Source organism: Aeromicrobium wangtongii, from assembly GCF_024584515.1.
GTDB classification, from domain to species: domain Bacteria; phylum Actinomycetota; class Actinomycetes; order Propionibacteriales; family Nocardioidaceae; genus Aeromicrobium; species Aeromicrobium wangtongii.
Window position 1 is genome coordinate 131,326 of sequence record NZ_CP102173.1, and the last position, 19,092, is coordinate 150,417.

Annotated in this window: 13 protein-coding genes, 1 tRNA gene and 1 riboswitch; of the genes, 8 read left to right on the top strand and 6 right to left on the bottom strand. The window is 69.9% G+C overall.

Annotated features, from left to right (window positions below; genetic code table 11):
• Positions 1-28: 28 nt before the first annotated feature.
• Positions 29-1,852, bottom strand: coding sequence for a phosphoenolpyruvate carboxykinase (GTP) (locus NQV15_RS00665; protein WP_232402813.1), 1,824 nt, complete (start codon positions 1,850-1,852; stop codon positions 29-31).
• 262 nt (positions 1,853-2,114) lie between these two features.
• Between NQV15_RS00665 and NQV15_RS00670 the strand changes: the two genes are divergently transcribed.
• A tRNA-Arg gene (locus tag NQV15_RS00670) sits at positions 2,115-2,187 on the top strand.
• A gap of 197 nt (positions 2,188-2,384) precedes the next feature.
• Here the strand turns inward: NQV15_RS00670 and NQV15_RS00675 are convergent.
• Entirely contained in the window at positions 2,385-2,894 is a 510-nt protein-coding gene (locus NQV15_RS00675; RefSeq protein ID WP_232402815.1) for a hypothetical protein, read from the bottom strand.
• Between the two features lie 141 nt (positions 2,895-3,035).
• On the opposite strand from NQV15_RS00675, the gene NQV15_RS00680 reads away from it, so the two are divergent.
• Positions 3,036-3,293 (top strand): hypothetical protein, encoded by a 258-nt coding sequence (locus NQV15_RS00680; protein ID WP_232402817.1) that lies wholly within the window; start codon positions 3,036-3,038, stop codon positions 3,291-3,293.
• An 11-nt stretch (positions 3,294-3,304) separates the two neighbouring features.
• Here NQV15_RS00680 and NQV15_RS00685 read toward each other — a convergent pair whose 3' ends face one another.
• On the bottom strand, positions 3,305-4,615 hold the full coding sequence (locus NQV15_RS00685; RefSeq protein WP_232402819.1) for an aminotransferase class V-fold PLP-dependent enzyme: 1,311 nt from the start codon (positions 4,613-4,615) through the stop codon (positions 3,305-3,307).
• 11 nt (positions 4,616-4,626) lie between these two features.
• Positions 4,627-4,752: riboswitch (SAM riboswitch) on the bottom strand.
• 196 nt (positions 4,753-4,948) lie between these two features.
• Here NQV15_RS00685 and NQV15_RS00690 point away from each other — a divergent pair.
• The 3 genes from NQV15_RS00690 to NQV15_RS00700 all read left to right on the top strand — a co-directional run bounded on the left by NQV15_RS00690 (position 4,949) and on the right by NQV15_RS00700 (position 10,520).
• Positions 4,949-6,376, top strand: coding sequence for a dicarboxylate/amino acid:cation symporter (locus NQV15_RS00690; protein ID WP_232402821.1), 1,428 nt, complete (start codon positions 4,949-4,951; stop codon positions 6,374-6,376).
• The gene (locus NQV15_RS00695) at positions 6,373-7,686 is read left to right on the top strand and encodes a fibronectin type III domain-containing protein (protein ID WP_232402823.1); all 1,314 of its coding nucleotides are present in this window, start codon (positions 6,373-6,375) and stop codon (positions 7,684-7,686) included. The genes NQV15_RS00690 and NQV15_RS00695 overlap by 4 nt, the downstream gene beginning before the upstream one ends.
• 122 nt (positions 7,687-7,808) lie before the next feature.
• Positions 7,809-10,520 (top strand): Ig-like domain-containing protein, encoded by a 2,712-nt coding sequence (locus tag NQV15_RS00700; RefSeq protein WP_232402825.1) that lies wholly within the window; start codon positions 7,809-7,811, stop codon positions 10,518-10,520.
• A 72-nt stretch (positions 10,521-10,592) separates the two neighbouring features.
• Here the strand turns inward: NQV15_RS00700 and NQV15_RS00705 are convergent, their stop codons facing one another.
• Together NQV15_RS00705 and NQV15_RS00710 are read right to left on the bottom strand one after the other, a co-directional pair.
• Positions 10,593-12,428 carry a phosphoenolpyruvate carboxykinase (GTP) gene (locus NQV15_RS00705; RefSeq protein ID WP_232402827.1) on the bottom strand — a complete coding sequence of 612 codons (1,836 nt, stop codon included), beginning with the start codon at positions 12,426-12,428 and terminating at the stop codon, positions 10,593-10,595.
• Positions 12,429-12,554: 126 nt separating this feature from the next.
• Positions 12,555-12,965, bottom strand: a complete 411-nt coding sequence (locus NQV15_RS00710; protein WP_232402829.1) for a cyclic nucleotide-binding domain-containing protein — start codon at positions 12,963-12,965, stop codon at positions 12,555-12,557.
• A 144-nt stretch (positions 12,966-13,109) separates the two neighbouring features.
• Between NQV15_RS00710 and NQV15_RS00715 the strand changes: the two genes are divergently transcribed.
• Positions 13,110-14,639 (top strand): adenylate/guanylate cyclase domain-containing protein, encoded by a 1,530-nt coding sequence (locus NQV15_RS00715; protein WP_232402830.1) that lies wholly within the window; start codon positions 13,110-13,112, stop codon positions 14,637-14,639.
• Between the two features lie 29 nt (positions 14,640-14,668).
• Here the strand turns inward: NQV15_RS00715 and NQV15_RS00720 are convergent, their stop codons facing one another.
• Positions 14,669-16,924 carry a SpoIIE family protein phosphatase gene (locus NQV15_RS00720; protein WP_232402842.1) on the bottom strand — a complete coding sequence of 752 codons (2,256 nt, stop codon included), beginning with the start codon at positions 16,922-16,924 and terminating at the stop codon, positions 14,669-14,671.
• Positions 16,925-17,046: 122 nt separating this feature from the next.
• On the opposite strand from NQV15_RS00720, the gene NQV15_RS00725 reads away from it, so the two are divergent.
• Both NQV15_RS00725 and NQV15_RS00730 read left to right on the top strand, forming a co-directional pair.
• A complete protein-coding gene (locus NQV15_RS00725) occupies positions 17,047-17,844 on the top strand; it encodes an alpha/beta fold hydrolase (protein WP_232402844.1) in 798 nt (265 codons plus the stop codon).
• Complete coding sequence (locus NQV15_RS00730; protein ID WP_232402855.1) at positions 17,841-19,088, top strand: PP2C family protein-serine/threonine phosphatase; 1,248 nt, start codon at positions 17,841-17,843, stop codon at positions 19,086-19,088. The genes NQV15_RS00725 and NQV15_RS00730 overlap by 4 nt, the downstream gene beginning before the upstream one ends.
• The last annotated feature ends 4 nt before the right edge of the window (positions 19,089-19,092 follow it).

Consider the following 19,092-nt stretch of genomic DNA (forward strand, 5'->3'; position numbering starts at 1 on the left):
ACCAGATTCTCTCGTCACCCCAGGCGGGCTAGAGGCCCAGGCGGGCCTTCAGGCCATCGAGCTCGGTCCACAGGACGGTCGGCAGGGTGTCGCCGAACTGCTCGAACCATGCGGTGATCTGCTCGACTTCGGAGGTCCACTCCTCGGGGTTGACCGCCAGGGCCTTGCGCAGCTGCTCCTCGGTGACGTCCAGGCCGTCGGTGTCGATCGAGGACGTCGGCGGGACGAGGCCGATCGGCGTCTCCTGTGCCTCGACCTTGCCCTCGACCCGGTCGATGACGTACTTCAGGATGCGGCTGTTCTCGCCGAAGCCGGGCCACAGGAAGCCGCCGTCCTCGTCGCGACGGAACCAGTTGACGTAGAAGATCTTCGGGAACTTCGACTCGTCGTTGTTCTTGGCCATGTTGATCCAGTGACCGAAGTAGTCACCCGCGTCGTAGCCGATGAACGGCAGCATCGCCATGGGATCGCGGCGCACGACGCCGACGGCGCCGGTTGCAGCGGCCGTGGTCTCCGACGACAGCGTCGCACCCATGAACGTGCCGTGGGTCCAGTCGCGGGCCTCGGTCACCAGGGGGATCGTCGTCTTGCGGCGGCCGCCGAACAGGATCGCATCGAGCGGGACGCCGTTGGGGTCGTCGTACTCGTCGGCCAGGATCGGGCACTGCTTGATCGGCGTGCAGAAGCGGCTGTTGGCGTGGCTGGAGAGCTGATCGCTCTCGGGCGTCCAGTCATTGCCCTTCCAGTCCGTCAGGTGGGCCGGCGGCTCGTCCGTCATGCCCTCCCACCAGACGTCGCCGTCATCGGTCAGCGCGACGTTGGTGAACACCGAGTTGCCCTGGGCGATGGTCTTCATCGCATTGGCGTTGGTGTCCCAACCGGTGCCCGGCGCGACGCCGAACAGGCCGAACTCGGGGTTGACGGCGTACAGGCGACCGTCCGCACCGACCCGGATCCAGGCGATGTCGTCGCCGATCGTCTCGACCTTCCAGCCCGGGATGGTCGGCTCGACCATCGCGAGGTTGGTCTTGCCGCACGCGCTCGGGAAGCCCGCGGCCACGTACTTGACGACGCCCTCGGGGTTCGTCAGCTTGAGGATCAGCATGTGCTCGGCCATCCAGCCCTCGTCGCGGCCCATGACCGAGGCGATGCGCAGCGCGTAGCACTTCTTGCCCAGCAGGGCGTTTCCGCCGTAGCTGGAGCCGTACGACCAGATCGTGCGCTCCTCGGGGAACTGCACGATGTACTTGGTGTCGTTGCACGGCCACGGGACGTCGGCCTGGCCGTCGGTCAGGGGAGCGCCGAAGGAGTGCAGCGCCGGGACGAAGTCGGCCTCGGTCTGCTCGATCTTGTCCAGCACCTCACGGCCGATGCGGGCCATGACGGTCATCGACGCGACGACGTAGGCCGAGTCGGTGATCTCGACGCCGAACATCGGGTGCTCGGACTCCAGGTGTCCCATCACGAAGGGGATGACGTACATCGTGCGGCCCTGCATGCAGCCGTCGTACAGATCGGTCATGATCTGCTTCATCGCGTCCGGAGCCATCCAGTTGTTGGTGGGACCGGCGTCCTTCTCGTCGACCGAGCAGATGAAGGTGCGGTCCTCGACGCGGGCGACGTCGTTGGGGTCGGAGGCGCAGTAGAAGGAGTTCGGCTTCAGCTCGTCGTTGAGGCGCTTGAAGGTGCCCGTCTCGACGAGCTTGTCGGTGATGCGGACCCACTCCTCAGGCGTCCCTTCGCACCAGTAGATGTCGGACGGCTTGGTGAGGGCGGCGACCTCGTCCACCCAGGCACTCAGCCGGGGGTGTGACGTTTGGTAGGTCGAGATGGTCGTGGTGTCTGCTGACATGTGAACTTTTCCTTCTCCATCGCGGGCCAAGCGCATTGGCCCGCACTCCCTCGACAGTCAGGTCTCGGGTAGCTGATGTGTGAAATCGCCACCGACGGGCGATGGCGATCCTCATCGACTTTACGGGGGCTGACCGGCCAGGGGATACGGCCCGACAGGTGCAGTTGGTCACACGAAACCCGGGTTTCCCGGGAATGCAGGAGAACCCGATTTCACCTCGAGGGAGGGGGCGCGCTAGTATCAACGAGGCCCTTCGGGGTGTGCGCCCGTAGCTCAACGGATAGAGCATCTGACTACGGATCAGAAGGTTAGGGGTTCGAATCCCTTCGGGCGCGCAAGACATGAAGCCCCCGTCGTTCGCGACGGGGGCTTCGTCGTGTCACCGGGAGCCGGGCCCGGGCGTTCCGGCCTGCGAACCAGGGTGATCTGCGTGTTGACCGCCCTCGCGACGGAGACCTGAGGCCCGCAGACGTGACGAACCCCGCCGCTCCGGTGGGAGTGGCGGGGTTCGGGGCGCGCGTGCGCTCGGGCGTCAGCTCGAGGCGTGGTTGCCGGTCGTGGCGATGTCGTGGTCGTTGCGGTGCTCGATGTCGCCCTCGGGCTCCTTGGCCAGCAGGAACGAGCCGACGGCCCAGACGAGGGCGCCGATGAGGCCGACGTAGACGCCCATCTCGGTGTCGAAGCCGGCCTTGCGCTCAGCGCCGCCCGGAACCTCGAACAGGTACGACAGGGCCAGTCCGGTGGCCGCGATGCCCGCTGCCATGGACGACAGCGACAGGCCGCGGTGCTGGCGGCGGGTGGCTCGCTTCGCGGCGTACAGCAGGGCGGCGGCGAAACCGATGCCCAGGTAGGCCGTGAAGGGGATGACCGTGTCGGTCTCGTAGCCGCTGAAGCTCTTGTCGTCCGTGGTGACCCAGGCCAGGAAGGTCGCGATCAGGAAGATCACGGCGCCGGCGCTGGCGACGTAGGCGCCCATCGGGTTGGCGCGGTGCGGCTCGTAGACCGTGCGGTCGTTGCTGGGAGTGTTGGTGTAGTTGCTCATGTCCGCCCGTTACCCGGCGCTCGCGCGTTCGAGACAGATTCATCAGGGGAATCTCAGGTTTGCGGTCTTGACGCGCGATCACACGAGTGCTGGTCGGTCAGGGATGGGATTGAGGGCGCCCCGCGTGGGAACTGCGACATCATGACTGAACCGCAGACGATCACGATCGACCACGTGCGTGCCCTCCTGGATGCCGGTCCGGGCGCGACCATCGGCCTCATCGGGGGCCGGGTCGAGGTCATCGCGGCCGACCGCCGCGACGCCGACGACTACCGGGGTGCCCTGGAGGTCATCACGCGCGACGACCTCCAGGACCGCATCGGGGAGGACCCGGACGACTCCGTGCTCGCCGAGCAGGCCGACCACCTGTCGATGGCGGCCCGGACGCTCGGCGGCTGACGCGCCGCCGGTCAGGAGCAGGGGGACAGGGCCGCGGCCAGCGCGTCGAGACCGAGGCCCGCGGGCACCGGACGGGGGTCGTCGAGCACGATCCAGACGCCGTCGACCAGCTCGTAGCGGCCCGCGCGGTCGCCCGTCACCCAGGCGGTGAGCCCCGCCAGCAGCCGATCGACGTCCTCCTCGGTGGTGCCGACGCCGATGCTGGCGCGCACCGCGCCCTCGCCCCAGCCGAGCCGGTCGAGCAGGGGATGGGCGCAGAACCGTCCGTCGCGCACCGAGACGCCGTGCTCGGCGGCCAGGAACGCGGCCAGCAGCGCCGGGTCGGTGCCGGCGAGGCGGAACGTGACCACGCCGATGGGCGCCGCGGAGTCTGACCAGACCCGCGCGACGTCGATGCCCGGCAGCGCGGCGACCCCCTCGGCGAGTCGGCGGTGCAGGCGGTTCTCGTGCTCGCGCCAGGCGTCCTCGGGCAGTGCCGACAGCTCGGCGGCAGCCGTCGCCAGGGCGGTCGCGCCGATCAGGTTGGGGGTGCCGGCCTCGTGGCGGGCCGGGGCGGTCGTCCACTCGACGGAGCCGGTCGTGACCTGGCGGACGGCGCCACCGCCGGCCAGGTGCGGCTCGCTGACGTCGAGCCAGTCGCGGCGGCCGACCAGCGCCCCGGAGCCGAAGGGCGCGTAGAGCTTGTGGCCGGAGAAGGCGACGTAGTCGACGCCCGAGGCCTCCAGCGACAGCCGGCGATGGGCCAGCAGTTGCGCCCCGTCGACGAACACCCGGCAGCCGTACCGGTGCGCCAGCTCGACGATCGCGGGCAGCGGCAACGACTCGCCGGTCACGTTGGACGCGCCGGTGATCGCCAGCAGGGCGATGGGGCGCGCGGACAGCACACCCTCGAGGGCGGCGAGCGTCCCACCGACGGTGGGCCGGGCCTGGACGATCTCGTGCCCGCCGGGGCTGCGGTCCCACGGCAGGAGATTGGCGTGGTGCTCGACGTCCAGGGTCAGGACGCGTCCGGGTACGGCGGAGGCGAGCAGGTTGACCGCATCGGTCGTGTTGCGCACGAAGATCGTGACGTCGTCGCTACGGGCGCCGACGAACTGCCCGACATCGCGGCGCGCCCGCTCGTACAGGGCGGTCGAGACCTGCGAGGAGTAGCCGGAGCCGCGGTGGACGCTGGCGTACCAGGGCAGGGCGGCGGTGACCTGCTCGGCGACCGCGGTCAGCGAGGGGGCGCTGGCGGCGCCGTCGAAGTTGGCGTGCCGCACGAGGCGGCCGTCCAGGAGGGGGATCTCGAGCTCGGCGCCGACAAGGGGGAGGAGGGGCACGGGACATCCTTCGTTCGCATTTGCCCGGGCCGATCGGCCAGGACCTGGTCGTCACCCGGAGCACCCCACCGCGAAAAGGAGGGTTGCCGACCAGCAAGCCGGGGCTGTGCGTCAGGGACGCGCTGGTACTCGTGACCGTGGCTCCAAATGTGCCAGCGTGAGCGCTCGCGGCGACTCCAAATCTCGCGATGTGGACGAACGTCCGAATGGTGAGACAGCGCCCGCGGGCGCTGACATCCCGTCATGATCCTCCTGACGGTTCGCCCGCAGTGCAGGCGATCCGGGCCGAATCCGCCGACTGCCGCCGGCACCCGACATCTGGAGGACGTCCTCGTGGACACCTGGAACCTGACCGCCCTGGCTGTGACGCTGGGCCTCTTCGCGGGGCTCTACGTCCTGGGGCGCAATCGTCTGAACTTCAGCGTGCTGACATTCGTGGCACTCTTCGTGGGCGCCGGCGTCGGCCTGGTGTTCCGCGATCACGTCGACTACATCCAGCCGCTGGGCCGGGTGTACATCAACCTGCTGCTGACGATCGTCGCCCCGCTGGTCATCGTGTCGATCCTGTCGAGCATCACCTCGCTCGGCTCGACCGAGAAGCTGCGCACGATCGGCACCTCCTCGGTCGTGTGGCTGATGGGCCTCAACGCGCTGGCGATCCTGCTCACCCTCGGGTTGTCGCTGTGGATCGGCGTCGGCAAGAACGCCGATCTCGCGACGCAGGGGGTCGACACCCGGGCGCTCGACGAGATCAAGAAGCCGTTCGCCGAGGTGTTCATCGGGTTCTTCCCGACCAACATCGTCCAGGACATCTCCGAGAACAACATCATCCCGATCATCGTGTTCACGCTGCTGATCGCGGTCGCGTGCTCGCTGGTCGCGGACCGTTCGCCCGAGAAGGTCGCACCGCTGATCAGCCTGATCGAGGCCGCGCGGGAGATCATCTACAAGGCCGTCGGCTTCGTGATCGCCCTGACGCCGTACGCGGTGCTGGTGCTCACCGCTGTCGCCGCGTCGACGGCCTCGGCCGGCAAGGAGCAGCTGAGCGCCCTGCTCGGACTGCTCGTCGTGGCCTACATCGCCTGCTTCGTGCACGCCTTCGTCGTCAACGCCGTGGTCCTGCGGGTCGCCGCGGACGTCAACCCGGTCGCGTTCTTCCGCAAGATCGCCCCGGCCCAGCTCACCGCGTTCACGACGCAGAGCAGCGCCGGCACGCTGCCGGTGACGACGAGCGTCCTGACCTCGCGGGTCGGTGTGCCGGCCGATGTCGCCGGGTTCACGGCGCCGCTCGGCACCACGATCGGCATGCCCGGCTGCGCCGGTGTCTGGCCCATCATCCTGGCGGTGTTCGCCGTCAACGGACTGGGCATCGACTACAGCCTGGCCGACTACGCCGTGCTGGCGCTGCTGAGCCTGCTGGTCTCGATCGGCACGGCAGGCGTGCCCGGCACCGCGACCATCACCGCCACGACGGTGCTCGCGGCAGCGGGACTGCCGCTCGAGGTCGTCGTCCTCACCCTGCCGATCAGCGCGATCGTCGACATGGCCCGCACCATGAACAACGTCACGGCTGCGGCCGTGGCCGCCACGGTCGTCGCCCGCCGGGCCGGCCGCCTCGACGACGTGATGTTCGCGAGCAGCCACGACGAGCCGCTCGGCCGCCGGCGCCAGCTGCCGCCCGGCGTCGAGACCGCGGACGGCGTCCCCGTCGGCGTCTGCGGCATCGACGACCGTCCCACCTCTTCCACGATCACACGATGACCACCTCGTCCGACCAAGGAGCACCTCACGTGTCCACGATCTCCCCCCGATTCCGCCGCGCTCGGCGCCTGCTCGCCGCTGCCCTGCTGAGCTCCGGCCTGATCCTGAGCGCCCAGGCCATCTACGTGCAGGCCAGCGCCGCCAGCGTCGAGTGGGTCGACGGCGGTGACGACTCGCCGTGCCTGCAGGACGACAAGGGCGCCGCGCTGACGTCGCTCCCGGTCGACAAGTTCTGCACGCCGATCGGCGGCTGCTACCAGGACGACGACGGCAAGTGGGTCCTGCCCAGCCGCAAGACGGGCATCTGGCAGGGCAACCCGAACGACGTCAAGTACGCCGACGAGATCGCGGCCGCTCCGACGACCCCGCAGCCGACGACCCCGAAGCCCGTGACGCCCAAGCCCGTCGCGGCCAAGCCGACGCCGAAGGCCACGACGCCCGGTGCCAAGAGCGCGACCCCCACGGCCGCCGCGCCGGGCCTGGCCGATCCGGCCACCGAGACCGCAGCCCCGGCGGCCCCGACCGCTCCGGCCGCGCCGACCGTGACGGTGAAGGGCTCGGACGTCACGGTCTCGTGGCTAGCCGGCCCGAACGCGGCGCTGGAGAGCGTCAGCGGGTACGTCGTGCAGCTGACGAACGCCGCGCCGGTCCAGGTCGACGCGCAGACGCTGAAGCACACGTTCACCGATCTCGAGGACGGCAGCTACCGGGCCGCCGTGCAGGCAGTCAACGCTGCCGGTCCGTCCCTGACGTCGGCTCCGTCGGAGGTCGCCACAATCGGGACGCCGATCGCCGAGACCGTCGGGACCGTCGCGGTCGACGGTGAGCTGGAGCCCGGTGGGACGGTGACCGTGACCGGTACCGGCTTCGCGGCGAACGTCCCCGAGCTGGCGCTCGAGCTGCACTCCGACCCGGTCGCCCTCGGCACCGTGGCCACCGACACGTCTGGCGCCTTCACGACCACCGTCACGATCCCGGCGACGGTCGAGCCGGGCGACCACTCGGTCGTCGTGCTGTACGAGGGCACGCAGATCACCAGCTCACCGGTCGCGGTCGCGGCACCGGCAGCGGCCGCCGCTGAGACGACGCCGGGCGAGACCGTCCCGCCGGTCGTCGGACTGGTGATCCTGCTGGCGCTGGGCGCCCTCGGGCTGGCGTCGCTGGCCTGGCACGTCGCCACCGGCCGCCGTCGCCGCGAGCGCAACCGGCTGCCCGTGGCAGCGGACGCAACCGCTGTCGATCGTCCCGTGGTGGGCGACGACCTCATCGTCGAGCGCCCGTTGGCGCAGAGCACGGCGGGGGTGAGCTGACCACGAGCACCAGCTGTAGACGGCTGGGCCGCCGAGATCTCGACACCCTGGGCAGCCCAGCCTGACGATCCATGACATGCACGAACCGATCTGCCCAGTGTGGCAGAGGAAGTGACATCCCCATGCCCAACATCACTCTGCGACGCGGACTCGCCACCGCAGCAGCAGCCGCTGTCGCCGCGTCCTCGCTGCTCGGGCTCGGCAGTGCTGCCCAGGCCGCCGCGCCCGCCCCCACCCTCGGCGCCACCGTCGACTACTTCGACGACGCCTACACCGCGCTCGGCGCCAACAGCGTCTTCGAGACCGTGACGATCGAGCGCTTCGAGTACATCTTGAAGAACGTCACCGGCAATGTCGCCTTCTTCATCGGCGACCCCGGCACCGTGTCGAGCCAGGCCACGATCGGCCACATCCAGAAGGTCGCCAAGGACCGCGGCATCGATCGCATCTACAACTTCACGCCCAAGCTGGACGGCGGCTCGCTGGACGTCTGGGACGTTGACGGCGCCGGGCTCAACGCCACGGGTCGCGCCTACTTCGCGGCGAGGGGCGACCAGCTGATCAACGATTACCTGAACAAGGACGTCCAGACCAGGTTCGCCAAGAACGAGTCCAGCGACCCCTACCTGTTCGTCTACAACAAGGACCGCACGGTCGACGGGCAGGAGGATCGCATCGTGGCCGCGCTCTCCGGCGCGAAGACGGTCGCCGACCTCGACACCGACGCCGAGGCGACCGCCTACGAGAACCAGGTCAAGGACGTCCTCGGGGCGGTTCCGGCCGACGACCTGGTCACGACGACGAACTTCGAGTTCCAGCGTGCCGAGGTCAACCGTCGCCACAGCACGACCCCGTCCTACAGTGACGCCACGCGGTACGGCGCCGACATCCTGGACGTCGCCGACGCGACCGACGGCTTCCGCGTGCAGACGCTGACCTATCCCGAGCTGGTGCACCTGCTGCAGCAGCCCGGTGACATCCCGATCCTGTTCGGCGGCACGTGGTGCCACAACACCCGGGCGATCATCAAGTTCGTCAACGCCGACGCCCAGAAGTACGGCGTGAAGACGGTCTACAACTTCGACTTCTCCCTGTTCTCCACGAGCAACGGCGGATCGAACTACGACCACATCCGCGATAACCCCGTGCTGGTGGAGGAAGATGGCGTGCAGAAGGCCACCCGGCCGTCGCACCTGTACGGCGACCTGATCAACACCTACCTGCCCAATGCCGTCACGCAGTACCGCACCGCCGCGGACGTCGCCGAGCTCGGCGGCAGCGTGAACGCGGTGTCGTACTACCCCGGTGGTGACACGTCCAAGGAGCCCAAGCAGGCCCGCAAGATCCAGGTTGGCCACTTCCTGACCTACAACAAGGACCACAAGGACGCCGAGGGCACCCCCGCCCCCGTCGTGGACCAGGCGATCCGCCAGAACGACGACGGCGGCCACACCGAGCACATGACCGAGTGGTGGTTCACCGCCGGCCGTGACCTGCCGGCCGGGGACGGGACGCTGCGCGGAGCGGCCAACCCGGCGTCCGAGGCGGGCAGCAACCAGCTGCAGAACCAGCGCGCCTTTGCCAAGGAGGCGATCGACGAGATCGACACGGTGTTCAAGGGGTTCGCGGACCAGGGGTTCTCGACCACGACCTCCGTCACGGAGGTGCCCGCCCGGGAGGGTGCCACCGACCCCGCGATCGACATCTCCGTGGCCGCGCCCGGCCACGCCCCATTCATCTCGCTGAACACGGCGGGCGCGAACGCCGCACCATCGTCGGCGGCCGGCAAGCCGCGTGGAACGGTCGCGGTGCTCGACGGCTCGACGAAGATCGCCCAGGCGCGGCTCAAGCGCGACGGCACGGTCCGGATCACGCTGCCGGCCCAGACCGCCCGCAGCAAGTCGTACACCGTCAGGTACCTGGGTCGTGGCAACGTGCTGAGCTCGTCGCAGGTCACGTTCTTGCTCAGGGAGCCGTCCGCTACGACCCTGGGCGAGCTGCGCAGCCGTGTCTTCGGCGTGGACGGAACCGTGACGGCGACAGTGACGACCGCGAAGGGCGCGACGGGCACGGCCACCCTGACCGGTCTGCCCGGTGGAGACGTCACGGGCACGGTCAAGGACGGCACCGGGACGTTCAGCGTCCCGGCGTCGACCCCGGCCGGCGTCCACTCCGTCACGGCGACCTACCTCGGGGACGGCGCCTTCGGCCCCTCCACGTCGCAGTCCGGCACGCTGACCATCACCAAGGCGCCCACGTCGCTGGTCACCAGCGTCACCGGCGCCCCCTACGGGACGTTCGCCTCGGTCGGCATCCGGGTGGCCGGTCCTGCAGGGCAGCCGACGACGGGACAGGTGACCGTCACGGTGGGTGGCACGACGCAGACGGTCCCGGTGGACGGCGCGGGACGCGCGACGGTCTCGGTGCCGCGGACGCTGGCGCCCAAGACGTATGCGGTCACGGCGGTGTACTCCGGTACCAGCAACCTGATCGCCTCGAGCGCATTCACCCGGGTGACGGTCACCAAGGGAGCGACCAAGGCCCCGGCGTTCGCCGCCAAGGGCAGCGTCAAGGCCAAGAAGAAGGGCAAGGCCTCGATCAACGTCTCGACGCCTGCCGGACTGGCCAAGGCGACCGGCAAGGTCAAGATCCAGCTCAAGAAGGGCAGCACGACCAAGAAGGTCACCGTGACGCTCAAGAACGGTCGTGCCACGGTCTCGCTGCCCAAGCTGGCCAAGGGCGCGTGGAAGGTCAAGGCCACCTACCTGGGCGACGCCAACTACGCGCCGACCAGGACCGTCAGCATCGCCAAGAAGCTGAAGGTCAAGGCCTGACGCCACCCGGCACCGCAACGACGAAGCCCCGGACCGAGATCGGTCCGGGGCTTCGTCATGGCCTGGGGTGGATCAGGCGTCGGCCTCCAGGGCGGCCTTCACGCGGCGGTGGGCCTCCCAGATCTCCTCGGGCAGGCTGTGGAACGCCTTGAGGTGCGCCTCGCGGAACTCCATCTCCTGCTGCCAGCGGGCGTTGTCGATCGTCAGGATGGTGTCGAGGTCCTCGGGCGTGATCTCCACGCCGTCGAGGTTCAGCTCATCCTTGGTCGGGATGATGCCGACCGGCGTCTGACGGCCCGTGACCTCGCCGGCCTTGAGCTGCATGAGCCACAGCAGCGGGCGCAGGTTGTCGCGGTAGCCGGGCCACAGGAAGTGACCGTCCTCGCCGCGCTGGAACCAGTTGACGTGCGCGAACATCGGCACCTCGGTGGCCTGGCCGATGATCTTGAGCCACTGCGCGGCGTAGTCGCCCTCGGGGTAGGACATGAACGGACGCATCGACATCGGGTCGTAGCGCAGCTGGCCGTCGACGCCCTCGGCCGCGAAGGTCGCCTCGGCGCCCAGCGTCATGCCGTCGTAGACACCCTCGGCCAGATCGGTGATCGCGCGGATCAGCGGCTCACGGTCGCGGGTGCGTCCACCGAAGATGATTGCGTCGATCGGCACGCCCTGGGGGCTGTTGTAGTCGGCTGCCACGTTCGGGACGTTGTCCAGGGTCGTGGTGAAGCGGCTGTTGGGGTGCGCCCACGGCGAGGTGTCGCCCTCGGCGCGCTCGGAGATGAGCTCGCCCTTCCAGTCCTCCCAGCCCGTGACGTCCTCGGGCGGGTTGGGCGTCTTGCCCTCCCACCAGACCTCCTGCGTGGTCGGGTTGTAGGCGATGTTGGTGAAGATCGCGCCGGAGCCGGGCTCGATCGAGTGCAGCGCGCCGGGGTTGGTCGCCTCGTTGGTGTCCTTGGCGACGCCGAACACACCGAACTCGGGGTTCATGCCGTAGAGCTTGCCGTCGTTCTCGTCGACCCACAGCCACGCGATGTCATCGCCGTAGAAGTCGACGTAGTACCGGTCGCCCAGGGCGTCGGGGGCCAGCGTCATGGCCAGGTTGGTCTTGCCCGACGCGCTCGGGAAGCCGCCACAGATGTGGTACTTCTTGCCGGTCTCCTTGTCCGTGATGCCCAGCAGCATGAACTGCTCGGACAGGAACTTGCCGGACGCCCAGCCGTCGTACGCGGCCTGGCGCAGGCCGTGCGCGATCTTGCCCAGCAGCGCGTTTCCGCCGTAGGACGAGCCGAAGTGCAGGATCGTCCGCTCGTCGGCGACCGTCACGAAGTAGCGGGCGTCGTCGGGGGTGCCGTGGCCCAGGTTCTCCAGGTCGCCGGTCACGTGGACGGCGCGCACGAAGCTGTTGGGATCGGCCAGGTCGTTGATGTAGTCGATGCCGACGCGGGCCATGCGGATCATGTGCATGACCACGGTGCGCGAGTCGGTCAGCTCGACGCCGGCGGCGAAGGCCTCGAGCGGCGAGCCGGGAGGAGCCATCAGGTAGGGGACGACGTACATCGTCTTGCCCGCAGAGGCGCCACGCATCTTGCTCTCCAGCAGCGGCTTCATCTCCGAGGACGGACGCCAGTTGTTGTAGGCGCCGGCGTCGTCGGGGTTGCTCGTGGCGACGATCGTCCGCTCCTCGGAGCGAGCGGTGTCCTTGTGATAGCTGCGCGAGTAGTACAGCCCCTCGCCGGCGGGGAGCAGCTCTCCAGCTGCCAGGGCCTCCTCGGCCAGACGCGCATCGTCGGACGCGCTGACGACCTCGATGCGGTCGGCGCCCGTCAGGTCGGCCCAGTAGCGCACGTACTCGCGCACGTGCGGATTGGTCAGTCCGGCCTGGTCCAGTGCTGCCTCAACGTCTGCCATCGCCTGCATGCCTCTCATCCGGTGAACGCGCTCACGTACGGCGCATTTCACCGAAGGGTACGCGGACTCGTGGGTCGCGTCGCGCCGCACCGTTTGTGCGTGGCGAACAACAAATGCGATATGAGGTCAGCCCGCGGTGATCCTGCTCTGGGCGTAGGTCCGCAGCGTGTCGGCGAACTCCTGGTCGTGCTCGAGCAGCGACGAGATCGCCTCCTCGCCGAGCCGCAGGGCCCGGATCGGGGTCGCCGCGACCACCGACGCATTGCGCAGGCTGCGGTTGACCAGGGCGATCTCGCCGAAGACGTCACCCGCGCCCAGGTGCGCAATCACCTGTCCTGCCTTGCGAATCTCGACCGTTCCGGCCAGGACGATGTACGCGGAGTCGGCCGGAGTCGTCTCCATGATGATCGACCAGCCCTCGGGGATGTTGACCGCGGTGCCGGCCGTCGCGAGCTGCCGGACGAGCTCCTCGTCGAACGAGGTGTGCTCGGTCAGGGCCTCCACGACCTCGGGATCTGCCTTCTGCCTGCGTGCCATGACGACGTCCTTTCGGTGGGAGTGTGAGTCGCCGGCGCCCTCGGCGGGTGGGAATTCTCACACCGATGGCGACCTGTTGTCACTATATTGTCCGAGGCGTCCGATGTGCGCCCGGGACGAGCCGGACAAGGGGCGGAGACAGTGGTGACAGCGCGCCGGTTCGGCAGTGAGTGGCTGGTCGGGCCGCCCGACCAGCCGAGTGGCCGCCTGCGGATCCGCGTGCAGGTGGTGCTCACGACACTGCTGGTCTCGACCAATGTCATCGGAGCCGCGATCGTCTTCGGCATCACCTTCCTGGTCACCCCCGGGGGAGGGCCCAATGCGGCCTACCTGGGTGCGCTGGCGATCGCGGTCCCCGTCTACGTGGGCGTCGCGGTGCTGATCGGCACGGGCACCATCACCGTCAGCGCGCTGCGGGCCCTGCGCTGGTCGATCGAGGACCAGGAGCCGACGGCCCGGGAGCGCCGCACGACGCTGCGCCTGCCGTGGCGGCTGACCCTGGTCCAGACCGTGCTGTGGCTGGGCGGCCTGGTGATCTTCACGGCCATCGCCGCGGTCAAGCAGCCCGAGGCGGTGCTCGGCGCGGTGTTCGCCGTGGGCATCGCCGGTCTGGTGGTCAGCGCGATCGCCTACCTGTTCACCGAGTTCGTCCTGCGGCCCGTCGCTGCGCGGGCGCTGCAGGGCCGCGCCGACGAGGGCGAGATGGGCGCCGGGGTCGAGCGCCGGATGCTGCTGTTCTGGGGTCTCGGGACCGCTGCCCCGGTGCTGGGTCTGGTCGTGGCGGCGCTCGCGGCGATCACCCGCGACGACACCAGCATCCGGCGCCTCGCCTTCATCGTGCTGGGGCTCGCGGCGGTCGTGCTGCTGTTCGGCCTGCTGGTCACGGTGCTCAACGCCCGGTCGGTCGTGGCGCCCATCGACGCCGTGCAGCAGGCCATGGCGCGGGTCGCAGACGGCGACCTGGACGTCGAGGTCCGGGTCGACGACGGCACGGAGCTGGGGTTGCTGCAGTCGGGGTTCAACGAGATGGCGCAGGGACTGCGGGAGCGGGAGCAGATCCGCGAGCTGTTCGGACGCCACGTGGGCCGCGCCGTCGCGCAGGCCGCGACCGACGGCGAGGTGGAGCTGGGCGGCGAGACGCGGGTCGTGTCGGTGCTGATGGTCGACCTGATCGGCTCGACGACCTATGCCGCGACCCGGTCACCGGCCGAGGTCGTCGCGGTGCTGAACCGGTTCTTCTCGGTCATCGTCGAGGAGGTCGACGCCCACGCCGGGCTGGTCAACAAGTTCATGGGCGATGCGGTGCTGGCGATCTTCGGCGCGCCGGTGCACCTGGACGACCATGCGGGTGCGGCGCTGGCCAGCGCACGCCGGATCGCCGCGCGGCTCGACCAGGAGGTGCCGGAGATCGGCGCCGGCATCGGGGTGTCGACCGGGCAGGCGGTCGCGGGCAACGTCGGGCACCGCTCGCGCTTCGAGTACACCGTGATCGGCGATGCGGTCAACGCCGCGGCGCGGCTCACCGAGCTGGCCAAGGACGTCGACGGACACGTGCTCGTGGCGTCCGCGAGCGTCACCGCGTCCGGGCCCGACGAGCAGGCGTTCTGGCAGCCGCACGGCTCGCCGGTGCTGCGCGGTCGTGAGGAGCCGACCCCGGTGTGTGTCCTGGCCTGACCCCGACATCTCGGGGTCAGGCACGGGGGTCAGGCACGGGCCGCCATGCGGACGGCGACGATCGTCAGGTCGTCGTCCAGGGTGCCGGGCACCGCCGTCAGGAGGTTGTCGATCCAGGCGTCGAGGGTGTCGGAGTGGTCCGAGCTCGACGCCGCCTCGCTCAGCCGCCGGATCGACGTGTCGATCTGCACGCCGCGACGCTCCACGACCCCGTCGGTGTAGACCAGCAGGATGTCGCCCTCGTCCAGCGTCAACGAGTCGGTGCGCGCCGAACCGGCCCCCACGCCGAGCAGCGGACGTCCCGCCATCGGCATCGGCTCGCACCCGTCGCCCTGCAGCAGCAGCGGGGACGGGTGCCCGGCGTTCGCCAGCTCGACGTGCCCCGTCGCGGGGTCGACCACCAGCACGACGACCGTCGCGGTCTGTCCGGGCAGCAACGACTCCATCAGGACGTCGAGGCGGTCGACGCAGGCCGCGGGGGAGTGGCCGTCGATCATGTAGGCCCGCAGGGCGGTACGGACCTGCGCCATCGCGGTCGCGGCCGAGACGCCGTGCCCCGACACGTCCCCCACGCTGACCGTGATGCGCCCGTCGGCGAGCGGGAAGGCGTCCCACCAGTCGCCACCGAGCTGGCTGCCCTGGGCCGGCCGGTAGCGGGCATGGATGTCCAGCCCGTCGACCTGCGGTGCCTCGTCGAGCACGAGCGTGCGCTGCAACGACTCCGCGAGCGCCGCGTGCTCATGGCTGCGCCGCACCAGCTCGCTGGCCAGGTGCGCCCGCAGCGACTCCACGGCGCCCAGCTGCCAGGGCTCCCACGGCGCGCTGTGGCCGCGCACCGTCTCCTGCCACTTCGCGAACGACTTGCGGGGGCTGAGCCGCACCGTGGGGTCCTCGGCCAGGGCCAGGGCCTTGTTGTACGGGTCGCCGCCCCAGTCGACGCTGCGCTCGAGCTCGGGACGCAGCCACATCATCCACCGGTCCGGCCCGTTGCCGATGTACATCGCACCGGCCGCCACGTCGGAGAACGCGGCGAGCTCTGGGTCGAGTGCCTGCAGGTGGCTGCTGGCCACAGGGCGCCCACTCACCTCCCCGCCCTCGCCGAGGCGGGCGGCGATGGTGTGCAGCACGTGCTCGGGCGGCACGTCCCCCAAGGTCGACATGCTGCCCTCCACCCACAGGGCCACGCCCGTCGCGTCGACGAGCCCCAGCAGGCGGGAGTCCTGCAGCAGCGTGTCGTAGACCGGTCGCTGGTCGCTGGCCAGGTCGGCGGTGATGCGGGCCAGGTTGACGCTGGCGAGCAGCTCGTCGGTGCGGGTGTCGGCGCGCGCACGGTCGTGGACGAGCTGGGAAGCGGTCTGCCCCAGGAACTCCGCGGCGGAGCGGGCGTCGTAGCTGACCCGCAAGGGGCCCGAGTAGTGGTGGCAGGCCACGAGCCCCCACAGCTGGCCGTCCTTGACCATCGAGACCGACATCGACGCGGAGACGCCCATGTTGGACAGGTACTCGATGTGGATCGGCGAGACGCTGCGCAGCACCGAGTGGGACAGGTCCAGCGGGGCGCCGGTGGCGGGGTCGAGCACCGGATCGATCGCGACCGGGTCGTAGCCGATGTCGGCGATCAGGCGCGTCCAGTTGACGGTGTAGAGCCGGCGCGCCTGGGCCGGGATGTCGGTCGACGGGTAGTGCAGCCCGAGGAAGGGGTTGAGGTGCTCGCGGCGCTGCTCGGCGATCACCTCGCCGTTCCAGTTCTCGTCGAACCGGTAGACCATGACCCGGTCGAAACCGGTCAGGCGACGGATCTCCGAGGCCAGCTGGTCGCACAGCTCGGGCACCGTGGAGGACTGCGTCAGACGCGTCACGGCGGCTCGCGCCGAACGGTACGAGACGTGCTGGGAGGGCACCGGGTCCGAGACGGGCTCCAGCTCGACCACGACGCGGGTCCCGGAGCGGTGGACGATCAGGTCGACGTCCTGCCCGGCGAGAGTGCCCTGGCCGGGTGGGAGCGTCGTGCGCAGCGGAGCGCTGACATCGCCCTCGGCGAGCGCGCGCGGCACGAGCCGGGCGGGCTCGGGGCCGAGGACGTCCTGCAGGCGCATCCCGGACAGGTCGCGGGCCGGGATGCCCAGCAGGTCGGCGCAGTTGCGGGAGGCCATGACGACCCGCTCGTCCTGGTCCAGCGCCAACAGCAGGCCGTGGGGCTGGATCGCGCCGGGGACGTGGATGGGCTCCTGGTCACAGGTCGTGAGATCGGGCGCCGTGTACGCGGGGGTGTGGTCGGAGGTCAAGACGCATCTCTCTGCAGAGCTTCGCCGTCTGTGGGCGCAACCGGCGCACCAATCGTACCGCCGTCCGGGGCGGCCTCGAACGAGACGAACAGGCGCTTCCGGGCTGGGTTTATTGTTCAGACATGCTCGCAACGGAACGTCTGAACGCCACGGTGACCGGCCCCGCCGGCGCACCCGTGCTGGTGTTCGCTCACGGATTCGGCTGTGACCAGAACATGTGGCGGCTCGTCGCGCCGGCCTTCGAGTCAGATTTCCGCGTCGTCCTGTACGACCACGTGGGGGCGGGCGGCAGCGATGTGGCCTCGTACGATCCGCAGACCTACTCCCGCCTCTCGGGCTACGCCGCTGACGTCATCGACCTCGTCGAAGAGCTCGACGCCGGTCCGGTGACCTTCGTGGGCCACTCGGTCGCGACCATGATCGGCGTGCTCGCCGAGATCGAACGCCCTGACCTGTTCGATCGCCTGGTGCTGGTCGGCCCGTCGGCCCGCTACATCGATGAGGGCGACTACATCGGCGGCTTCAGCGCATCCGACATCGACGAGCTGCTCGAGTCGATGGACAGCAACTACCTCGGCTGGTCGCACAGCATGGCACCGGCCTTCATGGGCAACGCCGACGATCCCGATCTGGTGGCCGAGCTCGAGGAGAGCTTCTGCCGCGCCGATCCGACCATCGCGCGGCAGTTCGCCGAGGTCACGTTCCGTTCCGACAACCGCGCCGACCTGCCGATGGTGTCCACCCCGGCGCTGGTGCTGCAGTGCCGCTACGACGTGATCGCGCCGATGGCCGCCGGCGAGTACGTCCGCGACCACCTCCCGCAGGCGAGCTACGTCGTCCTCGACGCCGTGGGGCACTGCCCGCAGCTGAGCGCTCCCGGCCCGACCATCGACGCCATCGGCGGGTTCCTGCGCTCATGACCGCCAACGGAGGAGCCGCGGACACCGGGACGGCCCTGGACGGTCTGCCCTGCGGATATGTCGAGACCGACCCGAACGGTCTGATCACCGCGGCGAACCCGCACTTCTGCCGGCTCGTCGCCCGCACGGCCGAGGAGCTGCTCGGCCGGGTCACGGTCCAGTCGCTGCTGGCACCGGGGGACCGGATCTACTTCGACACCCACTACCGCCCGGCACTGCAGATGCACGGCGAGATCCGCGAGATCGCCTTCGAGCTGGTCCGCCCGGACGATGACCGGGTGCCGGTGCTGGTCAGCTCTGCCACGGCCGCCGACAACCCCCAGCTGACCCGCACCGTCGTGTTCGAGGCCAGGGACAGGCGCCTCTACGAGAAGGAGCTCCTGCGGGCCCGTCGGGCGGCCGAGCGCGCCGAGGCACAGGCGCGATCGCTGGCGCAGACGCTGCAGCAGACGTTCATCCCCCCGTCGATGCCGGACGTCCCCGGTCTCGAGCTCGCCGGCGCCTACCGTCCGGCCGGTGACGGCAGCCAGGTGGGCGGCGACTTCTACGACGTCTTCCAGATCGGCACGGGCGAGTGGATCGTCGTGGTGGGCGATGTCTGCGGCAAGGGCGTCGAGGCCGCCGTCATCACCTCGTTCGTCCGTCACACGCTGCGTGCCCTCGCGGTGCAGTGGGACGATCCCTCGCAGATCCTGCAGGCGCTCAACACGGCACTGCTGACCCACGAGAGCGACCGGTTCTGCACGGCGGTCGTGATCCGGCTGCTGCGCGACGACGACCGCTGGCTGGTCAGCATCAGCTCGGGCGGGCACCCCCTGCCGTTGCTGGTCGGGGCGGACGGCACGGTCGCGGAGGTTGGCGCGCCCGGTTCGCTGATCGGGGTGCTGGCGATGCCGCAGCTGGCCGACGAGCGGATCACGCTGGCTCCCGGGGACAGCCTGGTGATCTTCACCGACGGAGTGACCGAGGCGCGTGGTGACGCGGGCCCGTTCGGCGTCGGCGGGATGCTCGAGCTGGTGGCCGGCGGGGTGTCCTCGGCGGCCGCGACCACCGCCAAGGTGCTCGACACGGTGCTGGACTTCCAGGCCGGGACGGCACGCGACGACATCGCGGTCGTCGCGATGATCGCTCGGGAGAAGGCGCGCGAGGGTGATGATGCGGCGACCGGGCGCGTCCACCTGGACATCGAGGAGAAGAACCGGGCGCTGCGGGCACTCGAGGGCCTCGCTGCCCTGGACGACTGAACCG

Coding starts and splice junctions, on each gene's coding strand:
- NQV15_RS00665 (WP_232402813.1), bottom strand. CDS start 1,852: ATGTCAGCAGACACCACGACCATCTCGACCTACCAAACGTCACACCCC.
- NQV15_RS00675 (WP_232402815.1), bottom strand. CDS start 2,894: ATGAGCAACTACACCAACACTCCCAGCAACGACCGCACGGTCTACGAG.
- NQV15_RS00680 (WP_232402817.1), top strand. CDS start 3,036: ATGACTGAACCGCAGACGATCACGATCGACCACGTGCGTGCCCTCCTG.
- NQV15_RS00695 (WP_232402823.1), top strand. CDS start 6,373: ATGACCACCTCGTCCGACCAAGGAGCACCTCACGTGTCCACGATCTCC.
- NQV15_RS00700 (WP_232402825.1), top strand. CDS start 7,809: ATGCCCAACATCACTCTGCGACGCGGACTCGCCACCGCAGCAGCAGCC.
- NQV15_RS00705 (WP_232402827.1), bottom strand. CDS start 12,428: ATGGCAGACGTTGAGGCAGCACTGGACCAGGCCGGACTGACCAATCCG.
- NQV15_RS00710 (WP_232402829.1), bottom strand. CDS start 12,965: ATGGCACGCAGGCAGAAGGCAGATCCCGAGGTCGTGGAGGCCCTGACC.
- NQV15_RS00725 (WP_232402844.1), top strand. CDS start 17,047: ATGCTCGCAACGGAACGTCTGAACGCCACGGTGACCGGCCCCGCCGGC.
- NQV15_RS00730 (WP_232402855.1), top strand. CDS start 17,841: ATGACCGCCAACGGAGGAGCCGCGGACACCGGGACGGCCCTGGACGGT.